The organism is Empedobacter sp. UBA6745 (genome assembly GCF_002453775.1).
GTDB lineage: Bacteria > Bacteroidota > Bacteroidia > Flavobacteriales > Weeksellaceae > Empedobacter > Empedobacter falsenii_C.
Genome location: NZ_DKHL01000046.1, coordinates 167,571 through 190,343, shown reverse-complemented (window position 1 = coordinate 190,343; position 22,773 = coordinate 167,571). Strand labels below are relative to the sequence as shown.

The window sequence follows — 22,773 nt, the reverse complement described above, 5'->3', positions numbered from 1 at the left end:
ATCTATATAAAATATACTACTATGCAAAACAAAGTACTAAAATAAATTAAGATATTTAATAATCACTAATATTAATAATTATTGGAAGTCAAAATTTTTATAATTTTATAAATCAACAACCTAAATCTACTATTTTGAGTCAACCAGAACTTATAGAACAACATAGTTTTACGAAAAGTCTTATTTTTAAATTAAAATCTTCTGTTTTAATTGGTCTTCGTGGGCTGAAAAATATTCAAGATAATCCTACAAAATTTCAATTTGATTCAAAATTAATTGATCAACCGATTATTGCATTTTCTGAAAGTGAACTTTGGAATCCAAATGACACAAAAGAAAATTGGATTTTAACAGCTGGTAAAATTCAGAATCTTCGAATTGCTTCTCAAAAAATTAATGGTTTAGAAATTAAAGCCAACGAAACATTTAGCTTTTGGAAACATATTGGTAATCCAAATTATGGTCAAGGTTATGTGGTTGGTCGAGAAATAAAGGAAGGTTGCATTGTACCAACGATTGCTGGAGGTTTGTGCCAATTATCTAATGCGTTGTATGATGCGGCTTTGAACGCAAATTTCGAAATTATTGAGCGTCATAAACATACCAAAATCATACAAGGTTCGTTGGCGGAAAAGGATCGCGATGCGACTGTAAAATGGAATTATATTGATTTACGTTTTCGTTCGGCTTATGATTTTAGAATCGAAACTGAATTAACTTCTACTCATTTAATTGTTCGCTATAAAAGTCAAAATAAAGATTTAAAATTATCAGAAAATATTGATAGTAAATTGGCTTTCAATTTTTTAAATGATTGTTATTCGTGTGGAAACGATAGTTGTCATCAACATGAAGATCAATCACATAAAAATCAACATATTAAAACGACGACTTATATTTTGGATGAAAAATGGCCAGAATATGATGCATATATTTCGAAAAATATAAATGAGAATGATCGTTTTATATTTTCGATGAAAAAGAATTTTTTCGTCAAAACGAATCGCTATAATTGGAGTTTTTCTTCTCATAAAGATAGCAAGACAACTTTATTTTCTGGAATTTATAGAGCTTTGAAATTACGATTTTCCAAAAATAAAAATCCATTCGAACTATCATTACAACTAGATGAAAAAATAGCAAATTCTGCTTCAAAATTAATTCCAATCGAAAGTACTCATTTAGTTATTAGTCAAAATTTATTGCCCTTTATTTATAAAAAAGGAATGTTAGGAGGAAGAACTTTTGATGTTTTAATGACAAGATTACCTATTGAAACCTTGCACGAAAGATTGGATTATTCACATTTCATTTATCCAGAAAGTAAGACTTTGAAAGATTTTAGAGCAAATAAAAATTTAATTGATTTAGAAAATAATGCGTTAAACATAGCGCAAAGAATTATAAGTCCACATACAGATATTCAGAAAATGTTTCAACATAAAATTGTGAAACTTGATTGGAATATTGAACAAAATTTGAATCAAAAAACTGGGAATAAAATTCTTTTTCCTGCTTCTGCAGTTGGTAGAAAAGGAGCATATGAAATGCAAAAATTAGCGAAAGAACTCAATCTACAACTTGTAATTCTTGGGCGAAATCTCGAAATGAATAATTTTTGGCAAAATATACAAATTGAAAAATTTAGTGGAAATTATGATGAAATTGGCTTAATCATTTATCCAACAATTATCGAAAATCAACCACGTCAACCTATAAAAGCTGTTTCTTATGGAATTCCAATTATTACAACAACCGCTTGTGGTTTACAAGATAGTGAAAATGTAAAAGTTGTAAAATTAAATGATTATAATTCGTTGAAAAAAGAAGTCGAAAATTATCTTTCAATCGGTAAGTTTTCGTCAGCGCCCCATTCAGACCAAGAACCATCATAAACTTTTACCTCATCAAAACCGGCAATTGTTGAAGCTAAGGCTAGGATAGAAGCTGTAATTCCAGAACCGCATGAAAAAATATTTTCTTTAGATGAATCTGTAAATTTTTCGAAAATTGCTTTCAGTTCTTCTTTTGATTTATATGTTGTGTCAGTCAAAACATTTTCAAAAAATAAATTCTTAGAAGTTGGAATATGTCCGCTTCGTAAACCTTGTCTTGGCTCCGGAGAAGTGCCCTTGAAACGCCCTTCTGATCGAGCATCTATAATCATTTTCGAATCATCATTTATTGCATTTAACATAACTTGTGTGTCAGCAAACCAATTCGATTGAAAATCAGCAATAAAGTTACCTTTTACAGTAGGTTGAAAATAAGTAGAAGTTGTGTCAAAATTATTTTCTTGCCAAAGAGGCGATCCGCCATCTAAAACATATACTTCTTTGTGACCCATTGCTTTGAACATCCACCAAACTCTCGGACTCGAATAAACACCCCAACGATCATAACAAACAATGATAGAATCTTGATTAATGGCTAAATTTTGAGCTTCTTTTGTGAAAATTTCTTCATCAACAAGTGTATGAGGAAATTGCGAAGAATGATCAGAAAATTTCCCTTCCAAATCAAAGAAAAGAGAATTCGGAATTAATTTTAATTCTTGATCTTTTATTGATTGTCCAACTTTATCAATCGTGCAATCTAAAATAATTAAATTTTTAAGATGCAAATTATCTTGTAATTCTTGTGCTGATATGATTGGTGTATTGAAAGTCATTTCTAATTTATTTTTATAAAAGTAAAAAAACGCAACCATATTTGGCTACGTTTTCTTATTTATCTTACTTATTTTTTCTTTAACTGATAATTTTGTGCTAAAGCTCCAGTAATTTCATTTCCTTCTAAATCTAATTGGAATAAAATATTTTCTCCAACTTTATATCGTTTATATTCATCGTCTTTCGTTTTTAAAGAAATTGAATTACCATCATCAGTCCAAGTAATGTTACCTTGATTCTCAACCTTCAGATTTTTATCGATATATTCTTCTGTTAAGGTATATGTATTATCTTGATTTAAGGTTAATTCTGTTTTAATACCTTCACAATCAGCGCAAGGAATCACGCCTTCATAAGTTCCGTCCCAATCTAAAGCAGATTGAGAAGTTGAATCATCGATTTTTTGTGATGACTTATTTTCAGTAGCAGGAGTACTTTCAGTCTTTTTTTCGCAAGCTGTGAATAATATGCCAGTAAAAGCACATAATACAAATAATTTTTTCATAATATATTTATTTTAAGGTTATTATTTTAAGTTAAAGCCAACTTTTATCATTGGTCCAAACATATCCATATCATAAACAAAATTGGAATTATTACTTCCTTTTTCGTAGTCCATACTTATGATTTGATACCCCGCCATTGCGTAAAATAAATTAGAGAATTGATAACCAGCCAATCCTTCTAATTGCCAAGCTAATTTTGATCCAATTCCAAATCCTCCAATTTCTCCAGAAACATTATACAAAAACTTTTTGTTTGGTAAATTTCTTGTTCTTGCAACCAACATAGGATCTACCCACGTTTTAGAAATACTGCGATCTAGATGCATTGTTTGACCTGTTTTAGGATTGATCATATTTACATCAAATCCAGATTTAATATTTACAAGGTTCATACTAATTCCAGCTTCTAACCAAGGAGTTATTTTTCTCAATAAACCAACTTCAAAAGAGAATTGTTTTGCTGTTAATTTACCATCCAAAACTAAAGGATCTTTTTTAACATTTGCAGCTAAAGAAGCATAAATAATATCGGATGTAATTACCCAATCTTTGTTCTCAGCTTCGAAAGTTAACATTCCGGCAAATTTCAAATGCTCAAAAAAGTCTGACGGAGATTGACTTACATGTACATTCGGAAGTCGAGAAACACTCGCTTTTCCTTTCATATGAGGCAACATCATATTTGGCTCTACTTTGAAATGCCAAGAATTATCTGGTTGAATTGAGTCTTGAGCAAAAGTTTGAGTACTTGATGCTAATAGAATTAAAAATGTGCTTTTTTGAAAAAAGTTAAACATAATTTTTTAAGTTTCGTTTTATAAATTATTTCAAATAATAGAGAGAAAAGTTAAGTTAGTTATGGTTTATTATAGGTTAAGTTTCTTGTTAAATTGTCTAGATAAATCTAGTTTCATTCCCAATGTAAAAACACTTTGTTCTTTTTTACCAGCATAATTTTTACCAAAAGAGATGCGCTGTTCTGTATACAATTGTACATATTTCATCGGATAATATTCTAACCCGGTAATCAAATCACTTCGTCTGAATTTTTTATCAATACTAATATTTTCAACAGATTTTTTTGTTTCAAGAACATATAAATTATAACCTCCTAAAATTGAAAATTTATTTAGTTTATATTTCATAGCAGTTTCAAAACCTTTTGCATCAAAAACATAAGAAGGATTAATTGTATTTTCAGATTGATATGAAATAGGCGTAAAATCTCCATTTTGTTGTAAGATTCCAAGTAGACTAACATCAAATTGTTTACTCGTATATTTTGAACCAATTGAATAAAAAGTTGGATGTCCAGATAAACCTAAAATATGATTATCATCAATTAAGTTTTGAGCTATAAAAGCACGGTTAAATGCAGCTCCAATACTAATATTTTGATTTAATTCTAATTGAGCAGAAAAACCAAAACCATCAATAATTTTATCATCATTTCCACCTTTTGTTTGGATTTGAGCACCAAATTGAAAAGCTTTAATTTTATTTCTGTAAATTATTGATTGATCTGCTCGTCCTGTTCCTAGCAAACCTCCATCTGTTCCACCTGTAAAAGTTGCAGAAGCGCGTCCTCCAAATACATTAAAACGATCTGTATAAGCTGTAACATCTCGGTAAACACTCCATTGTTTACCAAATGTTATTTTACCATATTTAGACAAATCAATTCCTAAGTAACCTAAGCGATTACCAAAAACTTGTTGTTTTTGTTCTGAAACAATTGCCAAAAGATCACTATCTAGATTTCCATCAACATTAAACGACGAGTTTCCTTTGAACATATTTATTTGCAATTCAACACCAGCTACAAATGCAATATTTCCTTTTTTTAGATTAATTTCAATTCCAGCACGAGAGGCATTCTCTTGTAGCTCCATTACTTTATCATGCACAGCAAGATGACCTCTCAAACTAGTGTAAGGTCTTATCGAAATATCAATTGTATCATTCGATTGTTGAGCATTAACAATAAATCCAAATAATAGAAAGGCAGGTATAAAATGTTTGTTATTGGCAATCATATTGAATGTTGATTTAAAGCAATTTGGCAAAAAAAATATTGATTAATTTTTCGATCTAAATTCCAACAAATGTAAATGGTTTTGCATCACTAAAAAGTTGAGAAGTTTCGCCAGCATATGCTTCATTTTTACTTACGCTTAATCGTTTTGTTTTTGCATTTTTACTAAAATCAATTTTCTTTAAATCAACCCAAAATGTATTTGGAGTTTTTGTAGTTTCAAAGTAATAAACAAGATTTTTATGATCAGAAACTGATCTCCATCTTGTAGATGATATGTTAGGTTCTGCTTCTGAAGAAATTCCTAACGGAACCGATACATTTCTAATAACACTAAAAACACTTGCAATAGAAGTACGAGTATCAGCGGTTTGTGGAATCGCATTTATGTAATATGATGCTCTTACGTAACGATCAGCAGCTCTGTTAGTTCCTGGTAACATGATTGTTCCTGGAATTCCTTTCCAATATTGATTAATTGCTAATTGCTCATCAAAAACTGGAGAATTTGTCATTACTGTATAAGATGGATCGTGGTGTATTTTTAATTTACCATTTACATATTCGAAAATTGCATTGTCTCCATTTGCATCAGAAATTGAAAGATGTAAAGTTGTAAATTTTTGAGTACCTGGAATATAATCAGAAACAATTACAAATTTTTCTTTTCTCAAATCATCCACAGCTTCTTTTACTGTAGCATAATTATCTAAAACATATTGTGCCCAAGCTGCAATGGTAACACCTGGTTTTGTTCCTTTTGGATTAAATTGCGGATACTGACTTTCTACTAACCACAAAACATTTGCAACAAGTCCTTTTTCGTTCATGCCATCTGTTGTCGCAATATCCCAAGCACTTGCAATTACACTTCCGTATTTTGAAGTCCATTTTTCCGAAGCATTTCCGACATTACCAGATCGATCTAGACCTCTAGGAAAAACCCAAATATTTGCATCAATTTCATCTTTCCAATCCATAGAACGAGCTGTGATTACAGTATTTTCTGGACCTTTATAGACAACTCTTGTGCATGCATCTACTTGTGGAGATAATAAAAAAAATAGGTTGGTAGAGAATAATGTCAAAGTTAATTTACTTAAAAAAGTCTTTTTCATTATGATGTATTTAGATTGTTAAAATTATTAATTTAATTGGAGAAAATTATACTCTTTTACTAATATTGTGCAGAATATTAGAATTAATTGTATTTAATTATCCATTTATACAATGTTGTTTTTGGAATATTATAACGTTCTATAATTTCTCTCTTACTCATTTTTTCATTTTTAATCTGATCTAAAATAAAATCAATAACCTCTTTCGTGTAAATATTCTTTCTGAATTTTGGCAACGAATTATCATTTGTTTTTTTATTGGTTTTATTCGTTATAACAGGACTATACAACATGAGATGTTGAGAATATAATCTAAACAAATCATATTCTAATAACTTCGACCATCGAAGAAGTAAATCGGAATCTAAACTTGATTTGTTATACATTTCCTCAATTTGATCTTCTTGACATTTAAAGAAATTTAAGATTCTTCCAGTATCTATTTCTTTTACTTGAACAACATTCTTAATAAAACTACCAATATGTATTTCTCTAAAATTTTTCATGATCTTGTAATAATTACGTTCTATTACAAATCAACGAAAAATGTTGATTTATCCTTTAAAACAAATCCCTCATTAATCCCTCTTATTTATATTTTTTTCATTATCAATGATATAAATTCCTGATTTACTAAAATTACGTAATAGATGTTAATCGTTAATTTCTTTAATTCTAAAAAGTAAATAATTGAAATAGAATAAATAATAATTATAGTAACAAAAAAAACGCAACTAATTAAGTTGCGTTTTTAGAATTATCTTTTATAAGATTATTTTGGATTTGTAACCTCAGAAACTGGCTGACCAATATTTCCGTTTGGCTCTTCGATATGTAGCAAAGCTGCAACTGTAGGAGCGATGTCTGTCATAAATACACGGTTGTTGTTTTTACCATGTTTTATTCCCCAACCCATCAAAACAAATGGAATGTGAGCATCGTAAGAACCCCAAGTTCCGTGCGTTGTTCCACCAGAATTTTGTTTTCCTCCGTACCATTGTGGCTCTAAAATATAAGTGATAGCGCCGCTACGTTTACGATTATAACCATTGATCATGCGTTCTTTGATAATCGTAGGAATAGAAGCTTCTCCAATTTTGTCCATATCAGCAACAAAAGAAACAGCATCTACTTTTTGCATAAATTTTACGATTTCTTCTTTGATATCTTCTTCGTCTAATTTATTTTGTTCGATTGTTTGATAATTCAAATGAACCTGATAATTTGTCAATGAACGTACAATATCAGCAGCTTTGAATTTCTCTTGTAATTTAGCGTTCAATGCTTTTTTTACTTCTCCAGTTGGGAAATATCCAGCATTTCCTTTTTTATCTTGGAAATATTTTGGATTATGAGCTCCACCATGATCTGCAGTTAAGAAAACTAAATATTGTCCTTTTCCAACTTTTTGGTCTAAGTGATTAAATAATTGTTCCAAATCTTTATCTAAACGCAAATACGTATCCTCAGCTTCGATTGTATTTGGAGAAAATTGATGTCCAACATAATCAGTAGAAGAAAAACTAACTGCTAAGAAATCTGTAATTCCTTTCTCATTTTGACCTAATTTTTCGTTATCAATAATTTCAATCGCGATATCTTTTGTCAACGAATTTCCGAAAGGAGTAGAGCGAATCAAACCTAAACCATTGTCTTTTTTCAACGCTTTCAAATCATAAGGAAATTGCATTTTATCTAATCCTTTATAATTTTCGCGGTATGGATTTCCATCTTTTTCACTTTGTACATATGTATTAATCGGATAAAGTGTATTCCATTTGTCTAAATATTTTTCAGCAACTTTTTTATCATTGAATTTTTGTAACCATTTTGGTAATTCTTTCATATAAAATGTACTCGAAATCCAATTTCCAGATTCTCCATCAAACCAAAAAGCAGCATCAGCAAAATGTCCTGCAGGTAAAATTCCTCCACGATCTTTTAACGAAACTCCATATACTTTTGAACGAAAATTAGTTGCTAATTTTAATTGATCAGTAACTGTAGATGTCAACAAGTTTTTTGGAGACATTTTTCCAGCTTTTGAAGAAGTACCAACCCCATTTACAGCGTCATCTTGCGTACAATACATTTCTTGTCCTGTTGCTTGAATGATAAAATCGTTCCCAGCAATTCCATGAATAGCAGGTACAGAACCTGTATAAATAGAACTATGACCAATAGCTGTATAAGTAGGTATATAAGGAATATAGGTATTTTCGTTGCTAAAACCTTCGTTTAACATACGATTGAAACCTCCTGTAGAATATCTATCTTGGTAACGATATAAATAATCCCATCGCATTTGATCGACAACGATACCAACTACTAGTTTTGGACGGCTAACCTCTTGTTGCGCATATAGCGAAAGACCAGCAAATAATCCTAAAACACTTAAAAAAGTCTTATTAAATTTCATTTTAAAAATTTTACAATAGCAAATGTAACAATTAAATTTTGGGCTAAATTTAAATAATAATTAAAAAATTAGTAAATTAAACAAAATCATAAAAAAATAGAGTATGAGTGCAAAGCCTGTAGAAATAGTAGAAATTTTTGATGTTTCAATTGACAAAGTGTGGAATGCCTTAACAACAAAAGCTGCTTTTGATAAATGGTATTTTGATATTGAGAAGTTTGTTCCAGAAGTTGGATTTGAGTTTGAATTTTATGGCGGATCGTATTTACATCATTGTAAAATAGTAGAAGTAGAGCCGACTAAATTGTTAGCTTATACGTGGAAATATCCTGTCTACGAAGGAAATTCTATTGTTACATTTATTTTGGATGAATTAACAGATGAAATTGTTCCGCAAACAAAATTAACGCTGATTCATGAAGGAATTGAAACTTTTCCGCCTGATGATAAGAATTTTTCGCGCGAAAGTTTTGAAGCTGGTTGGACAGAAATTATCCGAATTAGTTTGAAAAATTATTTGGAAGGAAATTATGAAGAAGATTCGAAAGTAGAATAAATAAAAAAAGGAACTTCGTCAAGTTCCTTTTAATTTTTTTTACAGCTTATTATTTTTTGAATAATACTGTGATTCCTTCTTGATTTGGTAAAATCGGACGAGGATCTTCTGCTGTTACTATTCCTGCTTTTTCTTTTCTTAAATTCGCAACCCAAAATGGAATCCAAGAAATAGCCATCGTTGCAAAAAAGATGATACCCCAGAATCCGCATAAAGCGATTGTTAAGAATAATAAGAAACCTAAAAATTGAATCATGATTTTATTTTTATGTGATACAAACTTAGTAAATAAAATTTATAGAAATACTAACATTAATCACTTTTCTTTCATCAAACGATTTCTTAAATTTGTGAGATAAGTAAACAATATATAAATAATAAAAAATACCAAAATGGAATACAGAATTGAGAAAGACACCATGGGGGAAGTAAAAGTTCCTGCCAATAAATATTGGGGTGCTCAAACAGAACGTTCTCGTAACAACTTTAAAATTGGTCCTGCGGCTTCTATGCCTCACGAAATTGTAGAAGGTTTCGCTTATCTTAAGAAAGCTGCTGCTTATGCAAATGCTGAATTAGGTGTTTTACCTGTTGAAAAACGTGATGCTATTGCTGCTGTTTGTGACGAAATTTTAGCAGGAAAATTAGATGATCAATTTCCTTTAGTAATTTGGCAAACAGGTTCAGGAACTCAATCTAATATGAATGTTAATGAAGTTGTTGCTAATCGTGCGCAAGTTTTAGCTGGATTCAAAATTGGAGAAGGTGAACCAGTTCTTAAAGCGAATGACGACGTTAACAAATCTCAATCTTCTAATGATACTTTCCCAACAGGTATGCACATTGCTGCTTACAAAGCTGTTGTTGAAGTAACAATTCCAGGTGTTGAGCAATTACGTGATACGCTAGCTAAGAAAGCTGAAGAATTTAAATCTGTTGTAAAAATTGGTCGTACACACTTAATGGATGCAACGCCATTAACTTTAGGTCAAGAAATTTCTGGATATGTAGCACAATTAAACCACGGTTTAAAAGCTTTAAGAAATACATTAGAACATTTATCTGAAGTTGCTTTAGGTGGTACTGCTGTAGGTACAGGTCTTAACACGCCAGAAGGATACGATGTTTTAGTTGCTAAATACATTGCTGAATTTACAGGACATCCATTTGTAACAGCAGAAAATAAATTCGAAGCATTAGCTGCTCACGATGCAATCGTAGAAACTCACGGAGCTTTGAAACAATTAGCTGTTTCATTAAACAAAATTGCTAATGACGTTCGTATGTTAGCTTCTGGACCTCGTTCAGGTATCGGAGAAATTATCATTCCAGAAAACGAACCAGGGTCTTCTATCATGCCAGGTAAAGTAAATCCTACTCAATGTGAGGCTTTAACTATGGTTGCTGCTCAAGTTATGGGTAACGATGTTGCGATTACAATTGGAGGAACTCAAGGTCATTACGAATTGAATGTTTTCAAACCAGTTATGGCTGCAAACTTCTTGCAATCTGCACGTTTATTAGGAGATGCTTGTGTGTCTTTTGATGAGCATTGTGCACAAGGAATTGAACCAAATTACGCTCGTATTAAAGAATTAGTTGATAATTCATTAATGTTAGTTACAGCGCTTAATACAAAAATTGGTTACTACAAAGCTGCTGAAATTGCTCAAACAGCTCACAAAAATAACTCTACGTTAAAAGAAACTGCAATCGCATTAGGATATGTAACTGCGGAAGAATTTGACGAATGGGTGAAACCAGAAGATATGGTTGGTTCTTTGAAATAAGAAATTTTAAATCATTATATCACAGAGAGGTTACTTAGGTAACCTCTTTTTTTTGTTAAATTTATTTAAATTTGAGAAAAAGTTCCTTTCATAAGAGGAAAAATTGTAACTTTAGTAAAAGTTTAAAATTATGGCAACTGTTAAACTAAAAAAATACGAACAAATCATAAATGAAATCCCTGAAGTAAGAGATTTTACAAGTGTTTATTTTTACGTAAATCGTTATAATATTGATCAAAAATACATTCAATATCTTGATGAATTATCAACGCTAAAAGACGAAATAATCTCAAGTTGGTTAAATATCACAACGCGTACATACAGAAATTACAAAACAAAAGATGTATCTCTTAAAGACAATACAAAAGAGCATATTGTTTTATTGATTTCTTTATACAAGCATGGTTTGGAGGTTTTCAATACGAAAGATGATTTTGAGAAATGGTTAACAACGCCTAATGTTTTGTTAGATAAAAAATCACCAGCAGATTTTCTTGATACAGTTTCAGGTCTCAAATTTATCGATAATCGTTTAACTGCGATAGAGTACGGCGAAAACGTGTAATAATGTTAGTTTTCAATATTCGTAAAGCGAGATATTCAAAATCATTACAAGCTTCTGGAGTTGCCAACAGATGGAATAAAAATGATGAATTTGTTATTTACACAGGAAGTTCTCGTGCGCTCTCAACCTTAGAATTGGTGGTGCATCGAAGTTCTATTAGCATTGATAATTCGTACAAATTATTAGTGATAGAAATTGACTGCGAAGAAGATGAGATTTATGAAATTAAGAAGTCTAAATTACCTAAAAATTGGCAATCTGTAGAGGCTTATCCCGAGTTACAAGAAATTGGTTCTGTTTGGTATCAAGATTTTAAATATTTGGTTATGAAAGTTCCATCGTCAATTATTCCAAAAGAGTATAATTATTTAATAAATACAAAACATCCTGATTTTTCTTCAAAGGTTAAAATCAAAGAATTAGAAGATTATAATTGGGATGATCGTTTATTATAAAACAAAAAAATCGACTAAATATTTAGTCGATTTTTTTATGAATATTTTAGAGATTATTAAATCTTTTTATACTTTAACAATAAACTATTTGTTACAACACTTACACTACTCAAAGCCATTGCAGCACCAGCAATCATAGGATCTAACAAAAATCCATTAATTGGATAAAGGACTCCAGCAGCAATTGGAATTCCGATTACATTGTAAATAAATGCCCAAAATAAATTTTGATGAATTGTTTTGACAGTCTGCGTTGAAAGATTGATCGCATGATCGATTTTTGTCAAATCTCCTCCAATCAACGTAACTTCTGCCACATCAATCGCAATATCAGAACCATTACCCATTGCAATCGAAACATCTGCCTGAGCCAACGCTGCACTATCATTAATTCCATCACCAACCATTGCGACAACTTTTCCTTTTTGTTGCAAATCTTTGATAATATTCATTTTATCATTTGGCAAAGCATTTGCGACAACTTGATCAATTCCGACTTGTTTAGCAATCGCATTTGCCGAGAATTCGTTGTCACCAGTTACCATCCAAACTTCAATTCCTTTTTCATGAAAAGCTTTAATAGCTTCAACAGATGTTGTTTTTATTTCATCAGAAATTCCAATTAATCCCAAAACTTTTTCATCATTTCCAAAGAAAGAAGTGGTATAATTTTTAGTCGCAAAATCTTGAATAGCTTGTTTTACATTTTCATCAATTTGAATATTTAATTCAGTAATCCAACTTGTTTTTCCAACATAATAAGTGTCATTTAAAATATTAGCTTTCAATCCTTTTCCAGATATATCTTCAATTTTTAGTTCAGGTAAAATATCTTGTTTTCCAATATGTTCTGTAATCGCTTTTGCCAAAGGATGTTGCGAATTATTTTCGATTATATAAAGCACATTTTTAGCAGAATCATCAAACCAAATCAATTCTTGAACTTTCGGTTTTCCTTCGGTAATTGTTCCTGTTTTATCTAAAATAATTGTATCAATTTTCTTTGCTAATTCTAAACTTTCGGCATTTTTGATCAAAATTCCTTGTTCAGCACCTTTTCCCATTCCAACCATAATTGCAGTTGGGGTTGCTAAACCAAGCGCACAAGGACAAGCAATAACCAAAACGGTAATCATCGATAAAAGCGCCATTGTAAAAGCATTTTCTTGACCTACAACTAACCAAGTAATGAACGTTAGAATTGCAATAATAATTACAATCGGGACAAAAACACCTGCAATTTTGTCTACCAATTGTTGAACTGGCGCTTTACTTCCTTGTGCATTTTTAACCGATTGAATAATTTGAGCCAAAAGTGTATCATTCCCTACTTTCAAGGCTTTATATTGAATAGGAGAGTTTTGGTTTAAAGTTCCTGAAAAAACATTCGCATCAATTCCTTTTTCGACTGGAATTGGTTCTCCTGTCAATGAACTTTCATCGATAAAAGATTCTCCCGAAACAATAATTCCATCAACCGCAATTTTATCTCCAGGTTTTGCAACAATCAAATCACCAATTTGTACATCTTCAATTTTCACTTCAACCTGATTTCCATCTATTACAACTAATACAGTATTAGGTTGTAATCCGATTAATTTCTTGATCGCTTCGGAAGTATTTCCTTTCGCACGTTCTTCCATCAATTTACCAATCAAGATAAAAACGATGATTAAACCAGCAGCTTCAAAATAAGGATGCGCGTGCAAACCTTTGCTGTGCCAATATTCTGGAAATAATGTATTGAAAACACTAAAAATATAAGCAACACTAGTGCTTAGCGCGACTAAAGTGTCCATATTAGCCGATTTATTTTTCAATTGTTTCCAAGCACCTACGAAAAATTGTTGTCCAAAAATGAAAAGAATTGGCGTAGAAAATGCCCACATAATGTAATTTCCGTAAGGCATATCCATAAAAAACATTCCAACAATAAATAAAGGAACTCCAAAAATTAAAGCCCAAATTACTCTATTTTTCAGCGTTTTGTATTTTTCTTCGTGAAGTTGTTCTATTTCTTCATCTTGATTTTTAGACTCATCAATCACCAAATCATATCCAACTTCTACTAAAGCATTTTTCAAATTTTCTGGAGAAACAAGAGTAGGAATATACTCGATTTTTCCCATTCCATTTCCATAATTCACTTCTGCATTTACGACACCCAATTGACGATTAAGATTCGCTTGAGAACTACTCGCACACGAAGCACACGTCATATTGAGAACGGGATAAGATTTTTCCNNTTCGACAGAATCTATTTTGAAGTTATTTTGCTTTAAAGTTTCATAGATTTTAGGGGAAACTTTCCATAATTTTTTTGCCGAAACGTTAATCGTTTTAGCATCTAAATTCACAGTATATTCATCAAGATTTTCTATTTCAGAAAGTAATTTATTGATGAGTTCAACATCTTTTTCTGAATTCAAATTGATAATCGGTATAGTAAGTGTTTGTGCATTCATAACAGTAATTTTCTAGGACAAATTTCCAAAGATTATGGCGAGAAAGTATTATATAATTAGAAGTTAAAGTTACACTTTTTACCAATTGTTCAGCTTCTTCAGTTACTTTAAAATTATATTAAAACGTTTTACACCATCATTTTGTTGATAATACAAATAACCTTTGTGCGCTTCTATAATGTTTTTGGAAAGTGTTAAGCCAATTCCTGCACCATCTTTTCGAGTTGTATAAAAAGGTAAAAATATTTTGGAAATGATTTCTTCATCAATCAATTGTCCAGAATCTTGAATAATAATTTGCAATCGATTATCAGTTTGTTTCGATGAAATTTCAATAGATTTAGTTTCTACATTTTCTAATGAATAAATCGCATTTTTGATTAAGTTAATCAAAACTTGTTCAAATAAGATACGATCAATTTCAACTTCAATATTTTGTGGAATTAAATTCTGAAAAACAATATTTTTTTGATGAAATTCAGCCGAAAAAGATTGTTCAATTCCTTGGACAATTTCATATAAATTTTGAGTTGATTTAACAGGGTTTGGTAACATGGTCAATTGGCGATATTGCTCTACAAATGTCTGTAAATGCTGACTTCTATTCATAATTGTGTCTAAACTCAAACGAATATCATCATAATCATTCTTATCTAAATTGTCAGTTTCAAAATAAGTTTTTGTGGTATTTGCTAATGAATAAATCGGCGTCAAAGAATTGATAATTTCATGCGCAATGACTTTCATAATATTCATCCAAGCCTCTTTTTCAGTGGAATCAATCACACGTTGAATCGAATCGATAAAAATAATCGCATATTCATCATGCGCAATCAACGTTTTTGTGTTCTGAATCAGATAAGTTTGTCGCTCTTCATCATTAATTTGTATGTCAATTGTACTTTTAAAATCATCAAATTCTTTATTTTCTAAAGTTTCACAAAACTGTGGAATCAATTTTTTTAGATAATTCCACGAACTTGATTTTGGAACGCTAAATATTAGTTGAAAATGATGATTGATAAATATAATTTTTCGATCATTTTCTTCTTTTTTAAGAATCAAAAAACCAAACGGAACGGCATTCAATAATTGATGATAAATGATTTCTTTAGACGAATTTAAAACGTGTTCTTCTTTAATTTTATGATATAATTTTAATGCAGAATTGTCTTTTTTATATTGATTTTGATTAATATTTAAGCTAAAGTCATTGTACAATAAAGCATCTATAATTTTCTGATTTTTAGAAAGATAATTTTTAGAAAAATGAATTATTTCCGTAATCGAAACAATTGTAATAATACATACAAATGTAAATGAAAACCAATAATTTTTGATTCCAATAAAAGCCAACATAAACAAAACAAATGCTAAAAAAAGTATTCTGAATACTAACTGAAAAATAAGAGAATTGCGTTTCATTATTTATAATTCGTAATGTTATATTTTTCTAATTTTCGATATAAAGCAGCACGAGAAACACCTAAATTTTCGGCTGTTTTACTAATATTTCCTTCAAAAAAATGTAAACGTTCTACAATTTTATTTCGCTCTATTTCGTTCAAATTATTTGAATTATCTGTAATTTTTTGAGGAATAAATGTTGTGAAACCTAAATTTTCAATCGTAATTTCATTTTCTTCAGCCAAAATAACCGCACGTTCAATTCTATTTTGCAATTCTCGAATGTTTCCGTTCCAATCGTAGTTTTCTAATTGATACAAAATTTGTTCATTAATAACTGGTTTTTCGACCTCATATTTATCAGCATAAAGTTCTAAAAAATAATCAATCAAAGGTTTAATATCTTCTTTTCGTTCACTAAGATTCGGCATTGTAACCGAAATTGTATTGATTCGATAATATAAATCTTCTCTAAAATGACCTTCTTTTACTGAATTTTCAAGATTCACATTCGTAGCAACAATTATACGAACATCAACTTTTCTTGGTGAACTTTCTCCCAAACGAATAATTTCTTTATTCTGAATGACTTGCAAAAGTTTTGCTTGCAAATGATTTGGTAAATTTCCAATTTCATCTAAAAAAATCGTTCCATTATTTGCAGCTTCAAATCGACCAATTGTATCTTCTTTCGCATCGGTAAACGCACCTTTTTTATATCCAAACAACTCACTTTCAAATAAATTCTCATTCAAAGAACCTAAATCAACATGAATAAATTTTTCATTATTTCGAGTAGAATTTTCGTGAATTGATTTTGCCAAAATTGATTTACCTGTTCCATTTTCACCTAAAATTAAGATTGTTGCATCAGTTTTTGCAATTTTATTGGTGATTTTATACACTTTTTCGATACTCGGAGAATTTCCATAAAAAAACTTATTTTCTTTCGATTCTTTTATTTGCTTCGATTTTCTACGCTGTTTTATCTCTTCTTTTATAAGATCAACCAACTTATCATTATCCCAAGGTTTTAAAATATAATCAATCGCACCCAATTTTAAACCTTCAACTGCAGTTTCTACACTTCCATAGGAAGTCATCAAAATTACTTTCGTTTTTGGTTGCGCATGTTGAATCTCTTTCAGCCAAAAAATTCCTTCTTTTCCATCTTCATAACCTGTTCTAAAATTCATGTCCATTAAAACAACATCAATTTCATTTTCTACCAAGATTTGTGGAATCTTTTTAGGATCAGAACAAGTGATAATAGTTTCGAATTGACGTTTCAAAAGTAGACGACTTGCAATTAATATTTCTTCTTGATCGTCTAAAATCAGTATAGTGGCTAAAGTTTTCTTCATATTCAGTTTTGTCATGTGTCCGTTTCTGAACAAATAAGTGTTCGCTTTCGGACAGTCTATTTTTTATATAATTTTTTAAAAGAATTGATTTCAACGCTTTAAGAAATTATAAATTTTAGGCACATTTATTACGTATTGATAATTAGTAAAATAACCATAAATAAACGGCTGTTTGGTAAATTTAATAAATAATGGATACGAAAATCAATCAAAAAAATAAAAAATATAAACGCCTCGGAATAATTGCTGCAACGACCATTATTTTAGGTGGTTCGAGTTTTTATTTGATGAATCCACCGCGAACTTTAACTGTAAGTGCAAATGAATTGATGATAAAAGACGTTTCTGAAGATTATTTTGAAGATTTTGTTGTTTTTCAGGCACAAATAGAACCAATTAATTCAATCTTTATCAATGTGATAGAAGGTGGTTCTGTTCAAGAAATATTTGTAGAAAATGGAGAAATGGTCACAAAAGGTTTGCCAATTGCACGATTATACAATCCGAATACGGAACTTAATTTTTTGACACAAGAAACGGCAATTATCGAGCAAATGAATCAATTAAATGTTGCAAAATTATCTATTCGGAATCAAGAATTGGATCTATCAAAGGATTTTGTAGGAATTGAACACGATTTTAATCAATCAAAATTAGATTATGAATTGAACCAAAAACTGTATGATAGGGAAGTGTTAGCGAAAAATGAATGGGAAAATACAAAGGAAAAAATGCGCTACCAGCAAGAACGAAAAGCAATTATTCAGAAAAGTTTGGTTAAGGAACGTGAATCAAATTCGATTCAATTAAAACAAATTAATGAAGCTTTATCTATCATGCAAAAAAGTTTGGTAACACTTCGAAAAAACAAACAAAATTTTTTGGTTCTAGCGCCTGAAACTGGTCGTTTAAGCTCTTTTGAAGCGACATTAGGACAATCAATAGAAGCAGGAAAAAGTATTGGAAAAGTGGATATTCTAAGCGGATATAAATTAGTTGCAATGGTAGATGAATATTATTTGGATCGAATACAGGAAAATCAATATGGACAAATCGAAATTAAAGGAAAAATCATAAAAGTAAAAGTGACTAAGATTTCTCCAGAAATAAAAAGTGGAAAATTTAAAACAGAATTAGAATTTATTGATAAAATTCCTGAAAATTTACAAGAAGGTTTATCCGTAGGAGTAAAGTTGATTTTATCCGAAAAAGAAAAGAAATTAGTTATTCCGAAAGGATCCTTTTATACAACGACACAAGGGAAGTGGATTTTTGTTATCAATAACGATAAAGCAATACGTAGAAAAATTGAATTAGGTAGAGAAAATCCGAGTGTTTACGAAGTGATTTCAGGATTAAAAACAAATGAAAAAGTAATTATTTCGAATTACGAAGATTATAAAGAAGTACAAGAATTAACAATAAAAAAATAACATCATGATTAAAATAGAAAACTTATCAAAAATATTTATTACAGAAGATGTTCAAACAAAAGCTTTGAATGGGATTAATTTAACAATCAATTCTGGAGAATTTATTTCCATCATGGGACCTTCGGGTTGTGGAAAATCTACATTATTGAATATTATTGGATTATTGGATTCTTTCAATGGAGGAAGTTATGCGTTGAATAATCTTGAAATGTCTAATGCAAACGAATCGAAACGTTCTCAAGTTAGAAAAGAAAATATAGGATTTATTTTCCAAAATTTCAACTTAATTGATGAATTATCAGTTTATGATAACATCGAATTGCCTTTGATTTATTCTAAAGTTTCGAGCTCAGAACGAAAAAAACGAGTACAAGAAATTGCAGAAAAATTAAATATTGTTCATCGTTTACAACATTATCCACAGCAACTTTCTGGTGGTCAACAACAACGTGTTGCAGTTGCAAGAGCCTTGGTGATTAATCCTAAAATAATTTTGGCTGATGAACCAACAGGAAATTTGGATAGTATCAATGGAAATGAAGTGATGGAGCTTTTGACCGATTTACATGCGCAAGGTTCTACAATTTTGATGGTAACGCATTCAGCTCATGACGCGGCTTATTCTGATAAAATTATTACCATGAAAGATGGTGAAATTCTTTCTGAAAAAATGAATCAGAAAAATGTAAATGTTTTTGAGAAAACTAAAATTTAAATTGACAAACCATGAAAAATTATATTCTTCTATTGTTCAATTTGACAACAATCTTATTGAATGCTCAAGTTACAGAATCAAGAAATATTGAAAATTTTAACGAAATTATAGGTAAATCAGGCGTAAATATCAATTATTATAACTCAGATTCTCCAAAAGTAATTGTCGAGACAGATAAAAAAGAAAATTTAAATTACATTATTACAAGTACAAAAAATAATGTTTTAGAAGTTTATATAGATACTAAAAACCAACCAAATGTTACAATTTCAAAGATTGATATAAGTGTTTATGGTATAGCTTTAGAAAAGATTTCGATGACTTCTGGCTCAAAAATTTCGTTTGAAGATAATTTTAAATCAAATGTATTGAGAATTAAAGAAACTTCAGGAGCACAAATCGTTTTTAAATCTCTAAAAACCGATCATTTAGAGATTGATTTGTCGTCTGGTGCTCAATTGAATGGAAATATCACCTCTAAAACTATAACTTCTAAAATGAGTTCTGGATCTATTTGGGAATCAAAAATCAATTCAGAAAATACAACGATTAATATCTCAAATGGAGCAATAGTTTCTTTAAAAGGAGAAACTAAACAATTAGATATAAAGGCGACAAGTGGATCCATTTCAGACTTGAAAAAACTGAATGCAACAAGAGCAAATTTGATAGCAAATAATGCTTCTTCAATTACAAGTTGGGTTTCAGAAAAACTTTTAGTAGATGCAAATACGGCTAGTAAAATTACGATAAAAGGTTTACCAACTGATATAACAATTCAGCGTGATAAGCTTTCTAAAGTTTTGAATGAAAATGGTGATTCTTATTAATTCGAAAAAAATAATATAATCGATGCTAAAAAATTGGTTTAAAATATATTTAAGAAATACGATCAAGAACAAAGGGTTTACATTTCTTACAATTCTTGGTTTAGCTATCGGAATTGCTGGTGTTATTTTTTCGACTTTATATTGGAAAGATGAAACGAGTTACGATAAATGGAATCCAAATATTGATCGCGTATTTGAAACATTAACTGTATTTCAAAAAGGTGGTGAAACTTGGCCTACAAGTGTTGAACCTTTGCCTCGTTACTTAAAAGAAAAATCAGATAAGATAGAAAGTTATTGCTGGTTTGAAGGTTGGTATGGACAAGAAACTTTTTACGTAGATAATAAAAAAGTTTATGTTACTGGAATTACTAGTACAGATCAGAATTTTTTTGATTTTATTCCATTCAAGTTTGTAAAAGGAAGTGTAGATGATTTTCGAAAAAATAGATATGGTGTTGCATTAGAAGAAAAAGAAGCAGCTAAAATTTTTGGTACTGAAAATCCTGTTGGAAAAACTTTGACAACTTTTGATGGTAGAAAAATGCCTATTTATGGAGTTTTTAAAACAAACAAGTATACTAGTTTTCAACCTAAAATGGTTATTTCAAATATCTATACGCGTTTAGAAGACACAAAAGATCAATGGGGTAATTATGGTTCTGGATTATTTATCAAATTAAAAAATACTGCTGATAAAGAAGAAGTTGAAAAATTAGGAACACAACTTTTTTATGAAAATAATACTTTAAAAAATGCAAAAAACGAAGGGATACCTGTAAAAGAATTTGTAAAGATTTATGAACCAGTAACAGTAAAGTTTCAATCATTAAACGACTCAAGATTAAATGCAAAATTTTCTCGATTACCAGAAGGAATGGGAAACAAACTATTCTTACAAATCAATTTAGGGTTATCTTATTTAATCTTAATCTTATCGATTATCAATTATATAAATCTTTCGACTGCACAAGCAATTAGAAGAGCGAAAGAAGTTGGAATAAGAAAAGTTGTTGGTGCTACAAAAAGAAATATTGTTTTACAATTTATCATAGAAACTACAATAACTACAGTTTTGTCATTTATTGTTGCATTAGCTTTTGTTGAAGTTTTTTTGCCTACATATAATCAATTAATTGATAAAAATTTAGAATTGTATATTACTTCGTTTATTCCATATTTGATTGTAATTTTTGTAATCGTAGTTGTTATTGCTGGAATTTTTCCTGCTATTTATGTTTCAAATTTTAAAGAACTGAACGTTTTAAAAGGTAATTTTTCAAGAAGTAAAAATGGAATTTGGTTACGAAATGGAATGTTGATTTTACAATTTTCAATTGCTACATTCTTTATTGTAGCAGGAACTCTTGTTATTCAACAAATGAATTACATTTCAAAAAAAGATTTAGGTTTCTCAGGTAATCAAGTAATCAGTATTCCATTTAAAAGACAAGATTTAGCTGATAAAAAGTTTGATTTTTATAACAGTTTCAAACAAGATTTACTAAAAATTAAAGGTGTACAAGCTGTAAATGCTACTGCATTCAAGTTTGGTTCTCTTGGAGCTATGTCTAATACAAGTTTTCGAGTAAAAGAAAAACAATTGGTGACAGATAATATGGGAATTGATTTTGGTTTTTTGGATATGATGAAAATTCAATTGAAAGAAGGAAGAGATTTAAATCCAATGATTTCGTCCGATACAATTTCGAATGTATTAATAAATGAAACCGCGAAAAAATATTTTGGAGAAACGTTGAAACTGAATGATGAATTTGAATGGAATGGACAAAAATTGAAGCTTATTGGTGTAACAAAAGATTTCAATTTAGGAGAACCGCAAAATAAAATACGACCAATGATGTTTTTCCATTTTAAAGTTGTTGATTGGTTATCGTACAATTTACAAGATGTTTTGGTTAAGGTAGATACTGATAATACAAAACAGACCATAGATAATATCGAGAAGTTTTGGAAAGCTAAAGTTGATCAAGATTATCCTTTCGAATATGAATTTGTAGACAAACAGTTTGCGCGTTCGTATGAAAATTACACAAAACAAGAAAAGATGTTCAAGATCTTAAATGTTATTGTGATAACAATCGCATTATTTGGATTGTTTGCGCTTTCGTCATACACAATCGAACGTAAATACAAAGAAATAGCCATTCGTAAAGTTTTAGGCGCAGAAACGTCTTCTTTACTACGAATTTTATCCAAACAATATATCTATTTCGCATTCATAGGTTTTGCTCTTGCGATTTTACCAAGTTATTTTCTGATGCAAAAATGGTTAGAAAACTTTGCTTATCGCATTGATATTTCAATCTGGATTTATGTATTTGCTTTCATTTTATTATTGAGTTTAACCTTAATTGTTGTTTTAATAAAAGCTTATTCTGCTACTCGAATCAATAGTTTAAATTATCTGAAATACGAATAA

General features: G+C 29.9%; 20 protein-coding genes. 9 read left to right on the top strand and 11 right to left on the bottom strand.

The window, feature by feature from the left end; genetic code table 11:
- The first annotated feature begins 134 nt into the window (after window positions 1-134).
- Window positions 135-1,895: a VanW family protein gene (locus tag B4H69_RS13485; protein WP_180904395.1), complete on the top strand. Its 1,761-nt coding sequence runs from the start codon at window positions 135-137 to the stop codon at window positions 1,893-1,895.
- On the opposite strand, the gene B4H69_RS13480 is transcribed toward B4H69_RS13485, so the two are convergent.
- The 7 genes from B4H69_RS13480 to pafA all read right to left on the bottom strand — a co-directional run bounded on the left by B4H69_RS13480 (window position 1,838) and on the right by pafA (window position 8,750).
- Window positions 1,838-2,671 carry a sulfurtransferase gene (locus B4H69_RS13480; protein WP_244957937.1) on the bottom strand — a complete coding sequence of 278 codons (834 nt, stop codon included), beginning with the start codon at window positions 2,669-2,671 and terminating at the stop codon, window positions 1,838-1,840. The genes B4H69_RS13485 and B4H69_RS13480 overlap by 58 nt on opposite strands.
- A 68-nt stretch (window positions 2,672-2,739) precedes the next feature.
- Window positions 2,740-3,177 carry a copper resistance protein NlpE gene (locus tag B4H69_RS13475; protein WP_180904393.1) on the bottom strand — a complete coding sequence of 146 codons (438 nt, stop codon included), beginning with the start codon at window positions 3,175-3,177 and terminating at the stop codon, window positions 2,740-2,742.
- A gap of 21 nt (window positions 3,178-3,198) precedes the next feature.
- Complete coding sequence (locus tag B4H69_RS13470) at window positions 3,199-3,975, bottom strand: hypothetical protein (protein ID WP_180904392.1); 777 nt, start codon at window positions 3,973-3,975, stop codon at window positions 3,199-3,201.
- Between the two features lie 69 nt (window positions 3,976-4,044).
- Window positions 4,045-5,214 (bottom strand): porin, encoded by a 1,170-nt coding sequence (locus B4H69_RS13465; protein ID WP_221627905.1) that lies wholly within the window; start codon window positions 5,212-5,214, stop codon window positions 4,045-4,047.
- A gap of 55 nt (window positions 5,215-5,269) precedes the next feature.
- A complete protein-coding gene (locus B4H69_RS13460; protein WP_180904391.1) occupies window positions 5,270-6,331 on the bottom strand; it encodes a linear amide C-N hydrolase in 1,062 nt (353 codons plus the stop codon).
- An 83-nt stretch (window positions 6,332-6,414) separates the two neighbouring features.
- Window positions 6,415-6,837, bottom strand: a complete 423-nt coding sequence (locus B4H69_RS13455; RefSeq protein ID WP_180904390.1) for a transposase — start codon at window positions 6,835-6,837, stop codon at window positions 6,415-6,417.
- Window positions 6,838-7,103: 266 nt separating this feature from the next.
- A complete protein-coding gene (pafA, locus tag B4H69_RS13450) occupies window positions 7,104-8,750 on the bottom strand; it encodes an alkaline phosphatase PafA (protein WP_180904389.1) in 1,647 nt (548 codons plus the stop codon).
- A 103-nt stretch (window positions 8,751-8,853) separates the two neighbouring features.
- On the opposite strand from pafA, the gene B4H69_RS13445 reads away from it, so the two are divergent.
- A complete protein-coding gene (locus B4H69_RS13445; RefSeq protein WP_280045602.1) occupies window positions 8,854-9,306 on the top strand; it encodes an SRPBCC family protein in 453 nt (150 codons plus the stop codon).
- A 49-nt stretch (window positions 9,307-9,355) separates the two neighbouring features.
- Here the strand turns inward: B4H69_RS13445 and B4H69_RS13440 are convergent, their stop codons facing one another.
- The gene (locus B4H69_RS13440; RefSeq protein WP_038334195.1) at window positions 9,356-9,562 is read right to left on the bottom strand and encodes a hypothetical protein; all 207 of its coding nucleotides are present in this window, start codon (window positions 9,560-9,562) and stop codon (window positions 9,356-9,358) included.
- A gap of 136 nt (window positions 9,563-9,698) precedes the next feature.
- On the opposite strand from B4H69_RS13440, the gene fumC reads away from it, so the two are divergent.
- From fumC to B4H69_RS13425, 3 genes are all read left to right on the top strand, one after another.
- Entirely contained in the window at window positions 9,699-11,096 is a 1,398-nt protein-coding gene (gene fumC / locus B4H69_RS13435; protein ID WP_280045603.1) for a class II fumarate hydratase, read from the top strand.
- Between the two features lie 130 nt (window positions 11,097-11,226).
- Window positions 11,227-11,661 (top strand): antitoxin Xre/MbcA/ParS toxin-binding domain-containing protein, encoded by a 435-nt coding sequence (locus B4H69_RS13430; RefSeq protein WP_038334185.1) that lies wholly within the window; start codon window positions 11,227-11,229, stop codon window positions 11,659-11,661.
- Between the two features lie 2 nt (window positions 11,662-11,663).
- Window positions 11,664-12,116 (top strand): RES family NAD+ phosphorylase, encoded by a 453-nt coding sequence (locus B4H69_RS13425; protein WP_280045604.1) that lies wholly within the window; start codon window positions 11,664-11,666, stop codon window positions 12,114-12,116.
- A gap of 56 nt (window positions 12,117-12,172) precedes the next feature.
- Here the strand turns inward: B4H69_RS13425 and B4H69_RS13420 are convergent, their stop codons facing one another.
- From B4H69_RS13420 to B4H69_RS13410, 3 genes are all read right to left on the bottom strand, one after another.
- Window positions 12,173-14,581, bottom strand: a complete 2,409-nt coding sequence (locus tag B4H69_RS13420; RefSeq protein WP_291094438.1) for a heavy metal translocating P-type ATPase — start codon at window positions 14,579-14,581, stop codon at window positions 12,173-12,175.
- A gap of 102 nt (window positions 14,582-14,683) precedes the next feature.
- On the bottom strand, window positions 14,684-16,006 hold the full coding sequence (locus B4H69_RS13415; protein WP_180904384.1) for a sensor histidine kinase: 1,323 nt from the start codon (window positions 16,004-16,006) through the stop codon (window positions 14,684-14,686).
- On the bottom strand, window positions 16,006-17,352 hold the full coding sequence (locus tag B4H69_RS13410) for a sigma-54-dependent transcriptional regulator (RefSeq protein WP_180906826.1): 1,347 nt from the start codon (window positions 17,350-17,352) through the stop codon (window positions 16,006-16,008). The genes B4H69_RS13415 and B4H69_RS13410 overlap by 1 nt, the downstream gene beginning before the upstream one ends.
- Window positions 17,353-17,543: 191 nt before the next feature.
- On the opposite strand from B4H69_RS13410, the gene B4H69_RS13405 reads away from it, so the two are divergent.
- From B4H69_RS13405 to B4H69_RS13390, 4 genes are read left to right on the top strand one after another with little or no spacing between them, the layout of a single operon-like run.
- Complete coding sequence (locus B4H69_RS13405) at window positions 17,544-18,785, top strand: efflux RND transporter periplasmic adaptor subunit (RefSeq protein ID WP_180904383.1); 1,242 nt, start codon at window positions 17,544-17,546, stop codon at window positions 18,783-18,785.
- A gap of 4 nt (window positions 18,786-18,789) precedes the next feature.
- Window positions 18,790-19,500 carry an ABC transporter ATP-binding protein gene (locus tag B4H69_RS13400; RefSeq protein WP_180904382.1) on the top strand — a complete coding sequence of 237 codons (711 nt, stop codon included), beginning with the start codon at window positions 18,790-18,792 and terminating at the stop codon, window positions 19,498-19,500.
- 11 nt (window positions 19,501-19,511) lie between these two features.
- The gene (locus B4H69_RS13395; protein WP_180904381.1) at window positions 19,512-20,330 is read left to right on the top strand and encodes a GIN domain-containing protein; all 819 of its coding nucleotides are present in this window, start codon (window positions 19,512-19,514) and stop codon (window positions 20,328-20,330) included.
- A gap of 22 nt (window positions 20,331-20,352) precedes the next feature.
- The gene (locus tag B4H69_RS13390) at window positions 20,353-22,773 is read left to right on the top strand and encodes an ABC transporter permease (RefSeq protein ID WP_180904380.1); all 2,421 of its coding nucleotides are present in this window, start codon (window positions 20,353-20,355) and stop codon (window positions 22,771-22,773) included.